The organism is Paraburkholderia sp. 32, assembly GCF_050435345.1.
In the GTDB taxonomy this organism is placed as follows: Bacteria; Pseudomonadota; Gammaproteobacteria; order Burkholderiales; family Burkholderiaceae; genus Paraburkholderia; species Paraburkholderia tuberum.
In genome coordinates, this window is the sequence record NZ_JBNDKD010000001.1 from 2,647,936 (window position 1) to 2,661,819 (window position 13,884).

A 13,884-nucleotide genomic window follows, 5' to 3' on the forward strand; every position below is an offset into this window, starting at 1 on the left:
AGCCAAGCTGACAGGAAGTCAGAATCTTTTAAAAGTTCGCTTTTCCTTGTACGTCCAATAGAGCACCATGCCAAAACCGACGCACACAGTCACATTCAGTGGAATCAAAAAATAATTTCCTCTTTTGAATCCTAGCAGTACCGAAATCGCCGAATAGAGGAAGCTGAAGACCTCGCCCGCCAGCAACACGGTATTGATCCGCGGCATGATGGCGCGATAGCCATTCGTGCCTTTCGGCGTTCTGTGAAAGTCGCCATACACGCCGAACAGAGCACGCACGCCGCCGACGAAGTAGTACCAGGCCATCGGCAAAAACATCGCGATATAGCGGTAGGTGTCCCACAAATCTTTCACGGCGCCCCGCTTGTCATCGAAACGTGCCCCGCGGCGCGCACCGAGCGTATTTTCGAGCCCCCAGAGCACAGCCAGGCCGAAGAACGTAAACGCCCCCCAGCGCATGAATGCGGCATCGAAATGCACGAAACAGGTAAGCGGCAGGCTCAGCAAGATCAGTACATAGATTGACGCGAGCAGCACCGACGAAAACATCACGGAGATAGCGTGCATTCGCTTCATCAGAGGCATGCGTTGCACCACCATCTGCTTCACATGCTTGAAGCCGCTATGAATTAGTCCGCGCCCCCAACGCTCGCGTTGAATGCGAAATGCGCTAATGGTCTCGGGCAGCACCGACATCGACACCACGTCGCGCAAATAAGCGTATTTCCAGTCGCCGAATTGCGCGCGATAACCGAGATCGACGTCTTCCGTGACGGTCGACGCATTCCACCCGCCCAACGCATCGACGCACGCCTTGCGCCATACACACGAACTGCCGCTGAGCGATGCCATGTCGCCATCCTCGCTCAGGCCGACCGTCACGTATTGCTGATGGCCCATTTCCATCGCCTGGAAACGCGTCAGAAATGACACGTCGCGATTCTCGTAACCGATGCCCGTCTGCAGGAATCCCAGTTTTGGGTCCCGGAAACACGGAATCGTCTTCAGCAGAAAGTCGACGGGCGGCACGAAATCCGCGTCGAAAATAGCGAAGAACTCCCCGCGCGACTGCTGAATGCCGTTGACCAGATTGCCCGCTTTGTAGCCCTTGCGGTCGAGTCGCCTAAGCAGGCGAATATCGACGCCTTGCGCCGCGTATTGCGCGACTTTCCCGCGCGCGAGTTGTGTGGTGCCGTCCGACGAATCGTCGAGCACCAGAATTTCGAGCAATTCCGCGGGATAGCTCAGACGACAGGCGGCATCGATCAGCCGCTCCACCACCTCTGATTCATTGTAGATGGGCAGCAGCACGCTCACCGACGGCCGGCAATCGGCGTTGGCTTCGGCAGCCGAATGCTCGAGTTCGGTCAATTTGCGCCGCTCCACCTTTCGCGAAATCAGAAAGACCCGCAATTCAAGGAGCACGTACAGCGCGAAATAGACGACCACGACGAGAAAGACTGCCTGGCAAAACCAGGAAAGCAATGCGAGCATCGTGACCGGTCCCTCAAAGATTCACGACGGCGCAGATTTCTTCCAACCGATGTGCCCAGGTATGGTTCTCTCGCACGTATTTCGCACCGGCTTCGGCGCGATCGAGGTCCGCACGCGAAGGTCCGTGACGCAGCCGCGCGAACAGATCTCGCGTTTCTTCATAGGTATTCACAACGTGACAGAAATCGCGGAAATGGCGATCGACGGCTCGGCTCGGGTTCGTCACCGCGATACCCCCGCAGGCTAGAATCTCGAGCAAGCGGCGCGAAAACATCGTTTCGGAACTCGTGACCGAATTCACGTTGATCGAAACCGCGTGCGACTTGTAGACGTTCGCCGTTTCTCGATGTGGCACCTTGCCATGCAGGCGCATCTGGCTTGTCTTCGGAAATCGGAACTCGAAATGGCGCGACAGCCGGTCGTGATTCCGGTCGAACACATTGAGCGGCATCTCGTTGTGCTCGCAGATTTCGAACACCATGTCGAGAAAGCGGCGCCTCTCATTCAGAATGCGCCGGTAATAGCTGCCTGTAAAACAGACTTCGTTGCGCGTGAAATTGAAGCCCGTGAAGCTATGAAAAGCCGGCTGAAAGGGCATGATTAGCGTATTCACGGGCACGTGCGCCGGCACCTGCTGGCGATAGCGTGCGAGGCATTCTTCATCTGTGGTGAAGACGTAATCGAACGCCTTCGCCACGTCGATGAACGCTTCGAAGAACGGACCGTCGTCCTTGTTCCAGAATACGGTGGGAACGCCTGCTTTCCTCGCGAAATCGACCAGACGGAAAATCGCCGTTGGCTTTGTGAGGCGCAACGTTTTCGGCTGCTTCGCCAGTTCGTAGCGCCAGCTTCCGTCCACGCCGTGGAATGCGGATTCGGCGAGCACCAGATCCGGCATCCAGTTAGTGATGACGTCGCGGTAATTCGAGGGCGTCATCACACGAACACGGCATTCGGCAGACAGACAGTCTGCCGTGAAATAGTCCGTGACGAGCGCAATCTTCAGACGGCCAAATGGCCCGTCTCGTTCGACATCTTCCGATACTTTCGGATAGTCGTAGACCAGCGAACCCAGTCTTCTAATGACCCTGCCAACCATTCCCCTCACCCCGCACTTTTTGGTAGCGCCTTGATGACAAAATCGCGCCAGCAACGCTGTGTGGTCGCGTATTCTTTTGCTTGTTCGCCGAGCGCGGCGAGCGCCGCGCGATCACTTATTGCTGCCTCAATCACACGCGCAAGATCGGTCGCGTCGCCGGCATTGAAAAACCAGCCTGCGGGACGATCACCCATTTCGTCGCGAAACACCGGCAGATCCGGCACGATCACCGGCTTTCCCATTGCCATCGCTTCGACGAGCTTGATCGGCGGCACGATTTCGCAGACTTTGAAAGGCTTGCGCGGAATACAGACCAGCGCGCAGCGGCTCAACGTTTCCTGTGCTTTTTGCGGCGCCATGCGGCCCAGAAAGCGGATCTGTTCCGATAAGCCGAGCCGCTGCACCTGCGATTCGAGCGACAACCGCGCTTCACCATCACCGATGAGGCTCACGGAAATCCGCACGCGGCGTGCGCGCAGTTGCGCCACCGCGTCGATTAGGGTGTCGAGTCCCTCATAGGCCATCAACGAGCCCGCATAGCCGATCGTGTCATGCACTATTTCACGCGACGCGAGCGATACGAATCGCTCGGGTTCGACACAGTTGGGCAGCAGGAACATGCGTTCCTTGTCGATACCCCAGCGCGCGCGCGCGAAGCGTCCCAGTTGCTCTGAAATCACGAACACACGATCCGCATGGCGCGCGACGAGCCCTTCGAGTTCGAGGCCTTGCTGGAAGCCCTGGCGACCTTCGTAGTGCGGCGTGCGCGAAATACGCGTGAGTTCCCACAGGCCGCGCATTTCATACTGAAACGGAATGCCCAATTGGTGCGCCGCCAGCAATGCCGGCAATGCGTTCACATGATTCGACGCAGCGTGAATGACCGACACGCGATGTTGCTTCGCCCACTGCGCCACCACGCGCGCCGCCTGCATCGCATACAGCAGCACTGGCCGATTATTGGCTGGCCCCACGGCATGTAGATACCGTACTTCATCGACCTGGGTCTCTTCGCTCAACGCGTCGCGCAAACGGTCGATCCGATCAAATGGATAACCGGGCCGCGTCATCGCATGCACGCGCCCGCCCGCCAACGCCATTGCCCGAATGATCTCGTGCGTGCGCGTCGTATAGCCGCTCGTGTGATACGGCAACGCGCTCGCGGCCACATACAGAAGCCCCCCGGTACCGGTGTCGAATGACGCGGCGGGCGCACGCCGCTTCGCCTTGCGATCCAGCGTGCGGACCGTTAGCCAACGGCTCAATCCCAAATACGGCTCGCTAACGAACGTTTGCAGAGAATCGAATGTGCTGCTCATGCTCGCACGGTCCCCTGCTGCTTGAGTTCCGCGCGTGCGAGATCGACCGTTTGCGACACCCTGATCTTGCCGCGCGCGTGCAGGTCGAGAAATTCGGCGGTCGTGATCACGTCGTAGTCTTTTGTCAGACGGCGCAAGAGCTTGCGATAGCCCTCGACACGTTGATCGTCGCGATAAGTCGCGTACCCCTTTTCATCCCAGTACAGCAGCGACCACGAATGCAGCAGGAAAATGGAAAACGTCGGGCTGCCGCTGAACGCATCGAGCAGCAATTTGCCCCACCAGGGACGGAAGCGGAAATACGGCGACTCCGGATACGTGAGGCGCGCCCACCATTCGTCTTTGCCGACCTTCGGCAAGATCTTTTTTTCCGTCATCGGTACTTCGATCACACCATTCGACCATGCGTACGGCAGATTCGTCGGCTCGCTGAAAATGGCCTGTTTCGCGTGGACGGCGCACATCGAATTGTTGAACGACGCCTGCACGCCCGCGGCTTTCAAGGCGCGTATCGTGGACGCATTCCAGCGGAACGAACCTGCCCGATGCGCGAGAACCGGCTTGCCGGTTTGCTCCGAGATAAGCCCGCCAAAATGTTTGATGACGAACTCGGCGCGTGCGTCGTCGGTATATTGATTCATATACTGCGGACGGCGCGCGAGTCCATGCTCGGCCCAGAACGAATCGGGCAAATATTCCGGGTGCGTGTGCAGTTGCACGTCCTGACCCACGGAATCGAGCCAGCGCACCACTTCGCGCGTTTCTTCCAGATACGACCACGCGCCGCATTGATCGACGAAATAGACGTGCCTGGCGCCGAACTCGTCGCCAATCTCGGCCATTTCACGAATTCCCGCGGTTCCACGCTCGTGTACGCCCCACATGAGCCGCTTGACGTGATCGTGCGGCGCGCGTTTGGGCAGCGCTTCGGCATCGACCGTCAACATGGCATAACGATTCTTTTGCATCTTTCTCAGCTCAATTTCAGCAATGCATGCCATTGCGCGTCGCTGGCCAAACCAGCGCTCAACGGCAGGACGATTGCATCTCGATAGCGCCACGCGAGATACGCCTGCTTTCTCTGCTGTAGCGATGGGCCCTCGCCGCTTAATGACGGCACATATTCCACCAGCCAACCCAGCCGGGAATAAAAGGCGAAATCGGCGATATCCGTCACCAGAACCGGCGCCAGATCATCGCCGCCTTGAAGCTTTTTCGACAAGCCCTCGCATGCGGCGCGCAACTGATGACGATCGGCGCCGAGCGCCCAGATCATCACTGTCTTTACATCGGCAGAAAGCGGCCTGTGCTTGAGGGTCGGCAGCCACGGATATGGCGTTACGTGCGGCGAAATCAGATTTGCCGACGCCAACAAATGCCGAATGCGCCGCCAAACACGCTCCTGCCATGACGAAGGCGGTTTTTTCCCGAGCAGGTCGTAACGGACGAGCAGATCCCATTCGGGTCTGGCCGCGAGCGCTTTCACCTCACGCCGCAATGCTTTGGCTTCTGCAATCACGCTCACTGCATGCGCTCCCGTCTTGCTGCCAAAGCGAGGATTTTTTCCGCTGCGAGCACGGCGCCGTTCATCCGAATCGTTGCGCGTTCAGCGGGCGTATCGTTCAGCATATCGAGCAGTCTACCGACCGCAGCCTCACGTTCGTCATCGGTCTCGCAGGCAGACACGACAGCCGGCATAACGTCGGCAACCATGTGGGCGCGACGCACCTGATCGTCGGCGAGCTGCGCATTTGGTACGAGCAGCGCGGGCACGCCCGCCTGCACGAGTTCGCAGCAGGTGTTGTAGCCGGCGGCGCCGACAAAGGCGTCGAACGCACGCAAATAGCGCGCGAGCGGATAGACCGTCAGCGGCATCACGCCGGCCGGCAATTCGATGTCGCGCACGGAAATGGGCGCACGCACCCAGACTACTTTGAAACCGGCCGCCTCGAACACACGAATCAGCCCGTGGCCGATTCCTGCCACATCCTTCAGATTGCCAGGGCCCAACGCGAACAGGACAAAACGGCAATCCTTCGGAAGGCTCAACGCCTCGCGCGCTGTAGCGCGGTCAAGCAACTCATCGTCTTCGAGCACGCACACGGGCGGTACGAGCGCACGCGTGCCGCCGCCTTCGAGCGGCCGCTCGCTTTCCTGCGCGCCCAATTCGCCGGGCTGGATCACGAGATCGAAACGCGACTCGTCCACGGAGACCGTCTTGCCGCCCTCCTTGAGCAAACCTCGGTTCGACCAGACGAGCGCTGGCGAACCGAACGTCTCGCACGTCGCCAGAAACCCTTGAAACGGCCAAGTGCCGTCGAAGACGATTACGTCGGGACGAACGCGTTCGAGCATCATGCCGAAACGCACAGCCAGCTCGCTATTCCACGCAAACGTGGAGCTCGTCGACCAGTATGGCGAAACGAAATAATCCGCCTCGAATCCCATCTCTTCGATGAGCTCGATGGCCGACGCCAGGGAAAAGAAAACCGGACGGGCACGGCCGCGCAACCGCCGCGCATACGAAAGACAACGATTCAGATGGCCCATGCCTGAGCCATTCACGTTGAAGAACAGAATGCGGGGAAGCTGCGAGCCGGTCGAGTCGTTGCGAGCCGGTTGCGGATCGTTCATGCGTCGCCGCCGAACAGATCGCGCGTGTATAACTTGTCCGCCACGTCCGCCAGATCGGCCGTCATGCGATTTGCGACGATCACATCGGCCGAGCGCTTGAATTCAACCAGATCGTTGACCACTGACGAATTGAAAAAACTCGATTCGTGCATCGCCGGTTCGTAGACGATCACTTCCACGCCCTTCGCCTTGATGCGTTTCATCACACCCTGAATGCTCGACGCGCGGAAATTGTCGGAACCCGCTTTCATCACCAGCCGGTAGATGCCGACCACCTTCGGGCTACGTTGGAGCACGCTCTCGGCGATGAAGTCTTTCCGCGTGCCATTCGATTCGACGATAGCGTGAATCAGGTTTTGCGGCACGTCGCTGTAATTCGCGAGGAGTTGCTTGGTGTCCTTCGGCAGACAGTAACCGCCGTAGCCGAAGCTCGGATTGTTGTAATGCGAACCGATGCGCGAATCGAGGCACACACCATGAATGATCTGGTGGGTATCAAGGCCGTGCTGCGCGGCGTACGTGTCGAGTTCGTTGAAATACGCGACCCGCATCGCGAGATACGTATTGGCGAAAAGTTTGATCGCTTCTGCTTCGGTGCTGCCGGTGAAGAGCGTCGGAATGTCCTGCTTGACGGCGCCTTGCTTCAGCAACTCGGCGAAAACTTCAGCGCGCTCCGAACGCTCGCCGACGACGATACGCGACGGGTACAGATTGTCGTATAGCGCCTTGCCCTCACGCAGGAATTCCGGCGAGAAGATCAGATTTTGCGTGCCCAGTGTTTCGCGCGTGCGCTCGGTGTAACCGACCGGAATGGTCGACTTGATGACCATGACCGCTTGCGGATTGATTTCCTTCACATCGCGAACGACGCTTTCAATCGAGCGAGTGTTGAAATAGTTAGTTTCCGGATCGTAGTCGGTCGGCGTGGCGATGATCACATAGTCGGCGTTCGCATAGGCTTCAACCTTGTCGAGCGTGGCTCGGAAGTTGAGCGACTTGCGAGCGAGGAATTCCTCGATCTCCGCATCCTCGATCGGCGATTCCCTGCGGTTGAGCATCGCCACTTTCTCAGGAACGATGTCCAGCGCGATGACCTTGTTATTCTGAGCGAGCAATACAGCAAGAGAAAGTCCGACGTAGCCTGTGCCGGCGATTGCGATTTTCATTGGCTTACCTTATAAAACCTTTCGACGCGGGCTGGATTTGCATCGTTTCGCCAGATGCGACGCTCTCTTCACAACCAGCATATTTTATGTTTCCGCATACCTCTTGCGCCACGCGCAGAGTGCATTCCCTGTGCGAGGCTTGTACCTTGTTACCAGCCTCAATTCAGCGATCAAGGCTTTTCAGCACACTCCCGTCCATCATCCTTCGCTGCGCGATATCCGGGACATGCGGCATTGCAGCGAACGACGTCTCGATATACCCCAAAAATCCCACCTGCGCCAACTGGAAATTAATCGATCATTTGGAGCGTTGAGAACTGGGATAAGAAGTAAAATATTAAAAATCAATGCATCCAAACCCGTCAATCTCGAAGCAACCCCCACGACGCCCGCTCAAAACCGAGCCGCCATCTTATCATTTTGAGCGTCGGCAAAACGAGCCGCCGAGTCGAATTCCGTGGGTGGCGCACTACACGGACTCCACTGCATCAGGCTGGATGGAACACCGCCGTACCGACGACAACGCATCGCCGACATGGGCCGATCTAACTTCATCAAAAAGTTGTCGATAAACAACACGCGGCAATCGAGATTTCGCCGATTGACGAAGACGCGCGCGCAACAGTTTCCGAAAGTCGGCTGAACCAACACACTACCTTTGGGAGCAGCGATCGTATAATTGCCTCGCGAAGAATCCGCCGGGATGCCCTCCCATCGGCTCCGGCAAGTCGTGGCTCGCATCGCTCTCGAAACGCGTCGTCGGCTTCTGATTGAAATTGCATGTCTGATCACCCGGAAATAAGCATACGCTTGGAGCTAGTAATGGATGTAGAAGTGGGGAAATGCGTCTATCGTCTTCGTTGTAACGACGGCAGCATCATCGAAAACCCCCGTATAGACGGGCTCGAGGTCGAATTTCTGGGACGTCTCGGGGGCGTCGTCGAGATCGAAGAAGGGTCTATTTTCCGCAACACCCGGATTTCGGCGGGCGGCGCTGCACTGATCACCATTAAAAGAACTCACTCCAAAGGTATCAAAAATACCAGGATCGAAACCGCGTGCCCGTGTAAATTCAAGCAACTGTTCATCGATGAGGGTTGTTCCATCGAAGGGTCACGCTTTGCGTTGGTGAACGATGCAAATCTTTTCGTTTCCATTGGAAAAGATTGCATGATGAGTTCCAACATTCTTTTCCGTGGCGCGGACGGACACACGATCTTCAACGTCGCAACGGGCGAAGTATTGAATAGATCTACCCCTATTGTCGTAGGTGATCACGTCTGGATCGGCGCCGGAGCAACTTTTCTTAAGGGCGCTCAGATATCCAGCAACGTAATCGTGGGTTCGAACACGTTGCTTTCGCGAAGGTTCGAGGAGAAATTCGTCGCAATCGCCGGTATGCCAGCGCGCGTGGTCAAAACGGGCGTCAACTGGGACCGCGCAAGAATCCCAGAGTACGAGCTGGCGATGAGTCGCAATCTGCATCACGACAACAGATAAAAGCCCGAGCCGGCGACATGATAATTTGTTATCCGGCCAGCTCGATCTGTCAGATTGATGTGTGACTGTCGTTAGCGGACGCCTGGAGATCGTCGAGTCTTCGTCCACCACGACTATTTGACTGCTCTCACGTAGTTCACAACGCTCTCCCAATTGACGAACTTTTTATGAGGTGAGCCGCACCAGACTTTAGCAGCAAAGTTCTCCGCTTCCGGATCAACACAACTCGCCTCTGCAAACACCGGTCCAGCGTTGCAAGTGCTCCAAATGTGCGGCGCATATTCATGCTGCCCTGCAGCCGCGCGCGCCTGGTCGAACTTGGCTTTCGAATGTTTAAATTCTGTGTGGGTTTCCTGCCCTAACGCAAAGGGCTTGATGAAGTCTACGGCAAGCTTGAGTGACGCGCCCGACTTTGCCTGATAGCCGTACCAATCGTGATTGCGTTGATGCGCGACACACGCCAGCGTCAGCAACGGCTGAACGCTAAACAGATGGTAATGCATTGCGTCTCGCAGATCGAAATCGATACTCTTCCCATCGGCCAGGAAACTGGTATTCATCTGCTGCCTAAACCCGTCTTCGACGGCACTCCAGAGATCATTATCTTGAAGCACAGTGGCAATGAGTCCAACCGTTTTAAGGCGATGGCTCTGCCAATTCCCTGTGCGATGTCTGGGGTCGTTCCAAGTGGTTACCGCCGTGTTCCTCATCCAGTTGTCTACCGTGACGCGATCGCGTGGAGAAAACTGACTCCGTAAAATGTCGTAACCTACGATTAGCGGCTCAAGGGTCGTTTCGTTAATAGGATCACCATCGGGCCGATTTTCACGAGCCCACGCGAGAATGAAATCCCCCCCCTTTTGAGCATACTTCGCGTCTTGACCAACCAGCCACGCCCATGCTAAAGCCGAGATCTTGGGCATGTCCTTGAGCGCGACTTCCGTCTCCATCTTCGCCGGGTCCGAGTCAAGACGACCTTCGCCAACAATGACTGAGACAGGATGCGGAACGTCGTTGAGCGCGTCATTTGCAACCTTGACTATGCCCTTGTACAGAGTCTCGGCCTCCCGATCCTGCGCAATTAATTGCTTCAGCGTTTCAGCTTCAGCGCCGTTCAGACTGACCGGCCCTGCCCAGGCTGAGCTGGATGACAACGCATAAGCGCATAGCGCCAACATCAAGTTTCGTACAAGCATCAAGCGTCCTTATTCAAGGAATTCATCGGGAATCGGCTCCTCAAGCAGGGAGTGGTGCCGATGATCAAGCGAGAAATTCATTCGAAATCGAGAGCGACTTCGGGTTTCGTTAATTACAAAAATTGACCACGTCAGATCGATCAAGTTTCCTCGAATGCTGACCATGATCACCCGCAGTCAATTTTTGACTTCGGGCTCAGCAAAACTGATATGCAGTGGAAAAGATGAATTCGCTGCACCGGTCTCCGCTCACACCATCGACCTGTACTTCGCAAACGCCGACCCGATCACCTGGTGCATGTCGTAGTACTTGTATTCAGAAAGCCGTCCGCCAAACACAACCTTGTCTTCTTTTTCCGCGAGCTCGCAATACTTCTCATAACGGTCTGAGTTGACCTCGTCGCCGACCGGGTAATATGGAACCTTTCCGTTTGCCCAAGTCGCGGGAATCTCCTTCGTCACTACCGTCTTCTCGCTCTTGTTACCCGGCGCGAAATGCTTGTGCTCGATTATGCGAGTCCAAGGCACCTCGGCATCGCCGTAATTGACGACTGCATTACCCTGATAGTTGTCGGTATCTTCTACCCAGGTCTCGAAATCAAGGGTCCGATATTCGAGTTCGCCGAACTGACAATCGAAATAGTCATCGATCTTGCCAGTGAAGACGACGGTCTTCGCTTTCGCATTCCATGCTTCGCGATCAGCAAGATAGTCGACGCCGAGCTTCACCTCGATCCCTTCGAGCATTTTTTCAAACATGGCCGTGTAGCCGTCTTCAGGCACGCCCTGGTACTTGTCATTGAAGTAGTTGTTATCCCACGTCAGGCGCACAGGCAATCGCTTGATGATCGACGCCGGCAAATCTTTCGGGTCGCGCTTCCACTGTTTTGCCGTATAGCCCCGAATCAGCTTTTCGTAGATATCCGTGCCGACTTGCGACAACGCCTGCTCCTCGAGATTGCGTGGCTCGCGACCTTGAAGATCGAGTTTTTGCGACGCGATCTTCTCTTTCGCTTCTTGCGGCGTCTTCACACCCCACATGTGGTTAAAGGTGTACATATTGAAAGGAAGCGAATAGACCTTCCCATCAGATACGGAGATCGGCTGATTCCGGAAGTTATTGAAGCGTGAAAAGCGATTCACGAACGACCAGATCCGTTCGTCATTACAGTGAAAAATATGCGGCCCATAGACGTGGACCTGAATTCCTTCCTTCTCTTCCGTGTGACAATTGCCCGCAATGTGCTCGCGCTTGTCGATAATCAGACAGGACTTGCCATCATCGGCGGCCAGACGTGCAAAGGTAGAGCCGAACATACCGGCGCCAACGATCAGATAGTCATACATTGTGGGTTTCCTCTTCTTGGCGGCTTGCCAGCAGATCTAATAGTTTTGCTTTCCTGGCCTCGTATTGAGACTGTAAATCCTCGGGAACTCGGTCCTTCACCCATTTCACGAGGTTGCTGGCGAACTCGTTCCACACGTCGATCAGATAAGTGCCGTTCACGTGATTGACGATGCGATGATGAGTAAATTCCAACGCATCGAACGCAGCCAAACGCCGATGGTCCGAAACATTGGTGATTTGCGACCGTTGCTCGAACTTGCGGTGCGCGCAGACCTCACCTTCGCCGTAACCAATGTTGTTGGCCGCCAGCAGGCTTTCCCAATGGAAGGCAATGTCGTTATGAACCACCGTCGCCCCAAAAAAGATATTCGCGTCGTGGAGCAACTCCGTCTTGATAATCCGATTCCACGGATAGTTGATCAGCGACGATGCGATGCGGCGCAGTTCATTGTTGTCCTTTGCGTGACGGAAGCTCTCCCACAACGCTTTGTCCGCATTAAACATTTCGCGAACCTGGTTCTTCTCGTAGTATTCGATTCCGTATTTCATGAAATACAGGTCATTGCCGTGCCGTTTGGCTTCGATGACGGCCTTACCCAGCTCCTCGCCATCGACAACGTCGTCCGCGTCAAGGAAGAACGTATACAGCCCTGTGCATAAAGGGATCACAGCGTTGCGTGCGCGCCCCGCTCCGCGATTCTTCTGCTGGAAGAAATGCAGATTGTCGTGCTGCTCCTCGAGTTTGCGGCAAATCTCTGCGGTGCGGTCCTGCGAGCCGTCGTCGATCACGAGGAGATTGGTCGAGATGCCCGGTACATTTAGTACGCAGTTGATCGTTTCTTCAACGAACGTCTCGCAGTTGTACGTGGGAATCACGATGGTCAGATCATGCTGCGCGTAACCTTTGTAAAACTCCTCGATACGGCTATTGAAGTTCGAACGAAGGTTCTTTGCCGGGAGCCGTTTCTGATTTTTCGATACGATCTGGGCAATGCGTTTGCCGATAATTGCCTTGACCTCTTCGCGCTCCTGACGCTGCGAAATCCAACTGCTGCGATAACAGAAATCATAGAACTCGTCGACGATCAGCTGATCTGCCGGCAATTCGACGTGATCGGCCAGAAAGCAACCAATCGTGTTGATATGGCTGCACATGGCCGCGAGCTTGAAATCGGCTGCGCCCATCGTTTGACCTTCGCGCGCCATCCGATGGTAGCTGATAATGTCGTCGACCTTGACGAGCGTGCCATGCGACGCGAGCACAAACCAGTGAAGCGGATTGTCTTCGTAGAAGTAATCGCCTTCCGGATACGCAATCTGATTGTTTTCCAAAAATGCCCGACGATAAAGCTTTCGCCACGGCACAGGGGAGGTGCGGAATACCTCCGGAAAAGACTTTGCCGTAAAAGCTTTATCGGTCGAAATCTTTTCGAACATCTGCAGATCGTACGCTTCCGAATAGTGCCGACTATGTTCGACGAAGGTCCGAAAACCACCAATGACGACGTCTGCCTTATGCCGCTCGGCAGCAGCGACCATGTTCTCGAACGCCGTCTCTGTAATCCAGTCGTCACTGTCGACAAATCCGATATACGTCCCTGTCGCAGCACTGATACCGATATTGCTCGGAATGCCCGCACCGCCCAATGTGTTGTGATCGAGATGAATCACGCGGATGCGGCTATCCAGTTCCGCGTGCATCCTGATGATTTCCATACCATTATCGGTGGAAGCGTCATCGACAATAATCAGCTCGAAGTTGCTATAAGTCTGATAACGGACCGACAGAATACACGCATCAAGATACGGCCCCACATTAAAGACCGGCATGACAATCGAAATTTTTGGGCCGACGTGGCCCATTTCGCGACGCAGGTCTCGCACCGCCGGAATTGCGGGCGGATCAAGGCGAAGCTTTTTCTCAGCCCACGCAATATTAAATTCGGCAAATTTATACAGCGGATCGTTAGTCACGATTTTTTTGTACTCCCGGATTGCAGCGGCGAGATCGCCAGCGCGAACCAGGTCGTTTCCCTGCTTGATACTCATCACTACCCCGTTAGGACAGACGCTGCTGGATTAACCGAATTAAAGTTTCGTCGTGAAAAATCGACCGTTGGATACGATA

General features: G+C 55.7%; 11 protein-coding genes. 1 reads left to right on the forward strand and 10 read right to left on the reverse strand.

The genetic code is table 11. From position 1 onward, the window contains the following. Positions 1-18: 18 nt before the first annotated feature. The 7 genes from OKW26_RS12350 to OKW26_RS12380 are packed head-to-tail and all read right to left on the reverse strand — an operon-like array spanning position 19 to position 7,712. Positions 19-1,494 carry a glycosyltransferase gene (locus tag OKW26_RS12350; RefSeq protein ID WP_429353784.1) on the reverse strand — a complete coding sequence of 492 codons (1,476 nt, stop codon included), beginning with the start codon at positions 1,492-1,494 and terminating at the stop codon, positions 19-21. Positions 1,495-1,507: 13 nt separating this feature from the next. Continuing rightward, on the reverse strand, positions 1,508-2,593 hold the full coding sequence (locus tag OKW26_RS12355; RefSeq protein ID WP_429353785.1) for a CgeB family protein: 1,086 nt from the start codon (positions 2,591-2,593) through the stop codon (positions 1,508-1,510). A 5-nt stretch (positions 2,594-2,598) separates the two neighbouring features. Beyond that, positions 2,599-3,912: a glycosyltransferase family 4 protein gene (locus OKW26_RS12360; RefSeq protein ID WP_429353786.1), complete on the reverse strand. Its 1,314-nt coding sequence runs from the start codon at positions 3,910-3,912 to the stop codon at positions 2,599-2,601. Next, entirely contained in the window at positions 3,909-4,880 is a 972-nt protein-coding gene (locus tag OKW26_RS12365; RefSeq protein WP_260334548.1) for a polysaccharide deacetylase, read from the reverse strand. Before OKW26_RS12365 ends, OKW26_RS12360 begins: the two co-directional genes overlap by 4 nt. Before the next feature lie 5 nt (positions 4,881-4,885). Next, on the reverse strand, positions 4,886-5,437 hold the full coding sequence (locus tag OKW26_RS12370; RefSeq protein ID WP_429353787.1) for a hypothetical protein: 552 nt from the start codon (positions 5,435-5,437) through the stop codon (positions 4,886-4,888). Further along, positions 5,434-6,546, reverse strand: a complete 1,113-nt coding sequence (locus OKW26_RS12375; protein WP_429353788.1) for a glycosyltransferase — start codon at positions 6,544-6,546, stop codon at positions 5,434-5,436. Before OKW26_RS12375 ends, OKW26_RS12370 begins: the two co-directional genes overlap by 4 nt. Continuing rightward, the gene (locus tag OKW26_RS12380; RefSeq protein WP_429353789.1) at positions 6,543-7,712 is read right to left on the reverse strand and encodes a nucleotide sugar dehydrogenase; all 1,170 of its coding nucleotides are present in this window, start codon (positions 7,710-7,712) and stop codon (positions 6,543-6,545) included. Before OKW26_RS12380 ends, OKW26_RS12375 begins: the two co-directional genes overlap by 4 nt. Before the next feature lie 822 nt (positions 7,713-8,534). Here OKW26_RS12380 and OKW26_RS12385 point away from each other — a divergent pair. Then, positions 8,535-9,212, forward strand: a complete 678-nt coding sequence (locus tag OKW26_RS12385; RefSeq protein ID WP_429353790.1) for an acyltransferase — start codon at positions 8,535-8,537, stop codon at positions 9,210-9,212. Between the two features lie 113 nt (positions 9,213-9,325). On the opposite strand, the gene OKW26_RS12390 is transcribed toward OKW26_RS12385, so the two are convergent. The 3 genes from OKW26_RS12390 to OKW26_RS12400 all read right to left on the reverse strand — a co-directional run bounded on the left by OKW26_RS12390 (position 9,326) and on the right by OKW26_RS12400 (position 13,805). Next, the gene (locus OKW26_RS12390; RefSeq protein ID WP_429353791.1) at positions 9,326-10,408 is read right to left on the reverse strand and encodes an alginate lyase family protein; all 1,083 of its coding nucleotides are present in this window, start codon (positions 10,406-10,408) and stop codon (positions 9,326-9,328) included. A 249-nt stretch (positions 10,409-10,657) separates the two neighbouring features. Continuing rightward, positions 10,658-11,755 (reverse strand): UDP-galactopyranose mutase, encoded by a 1,098-nt coding sequence (gene glf, locus OKW26_RS12395; protein ID WP_429353792.1) that lies wholly within the window; start codon positions 11,753-11,755, stop codon positions 10,658-10,660. Continuing rightward, positions 11,748-13,805, reverse strand: a complete 2,058-nt coding sequence (locus OKW26_RS12400; RefSeq protein ID WP_429353793.1) for a glycosyltransferase family 2 protein — start codon at positions 13,803-13,805, stop codon at positions 11,748-11,750. The genes glf and OKW26_RS12400 overlap by 8 nt, the downstream gene beginning before the upstream one ends. Positions 13,806-13,884 lie beyond the last annotated feature (79 nt).

Coding starts and splice junctions, on each gene's coding strand:
- OKW26_RS12355 (WP_429353785.1), bottom strand. CDS start 2,593: ATGGTTGGCAGGGTCATTAGAAGACTGGGTTCGCTGGTCTACGACTAT.
- glf (WP_429353792.1), bottom strand. CDS start 11,755: ATGTATGACTATCTGATCGTTGGCGCCGGTATGTTCGGCTCTACCTTT.
- OKW26_RS12365 (WP_260334548.1), bottom strand. CDS start 4,880: ATGCAAAAGAATCGTTATGCCATGTTGACGGTCGATGCCGAAGCGCTG.
- OKW26_RS12390 (WP_429353791.1), bottom strand. CDS start 10,408: ATGCTTGTACGAAACTTGATGTTGGCGCTATGCGCTTATGCGTTGTCA.
- OKW26_RS12360 (WP_429353786.1), bottom strand. CDS start 3,912: ATGAGCAGCACATTCGATTCTCTGCAAACGTTCGTTAGCGAGCCGTAT.
- OKW26_RS12380 (WP_429353789.1), bottom strand. CDS start 7,712: ATGAAAATCGCAATCGCCGGCACAGGCTACGTCGGACTTTCTCTTGCT.
- OKW26_RS12375 (WP_429353788.1), bottom strand. CDS start 6,546: ATGAACGATCCGCAACCGGCTCGCAACGACTCGACCGGCTCGCAGCTT.
- OKW26_RS12400 (WP_429353793.1), bottom strand. CDS start 13,805: ATGAGTATCAAGCAGGGAAACGACCTGGTTCGCGCTGGCGATCTCGCC.
- OKW26_RS12385 (WP_429353790.1), top strand. CDS start 8,535: ATGGATGTAGAAGTGGGGAAATGCGTCTATCGTCTTCGTTGTAACGAC.
- OKW26_RS12350 (WP_429353784.1), bottom strand. CDS start 1,494: ATGCTCGCATTGCTTTCCTGGTTTTGCCAGGCAGTCTTTCTCGTCGTG.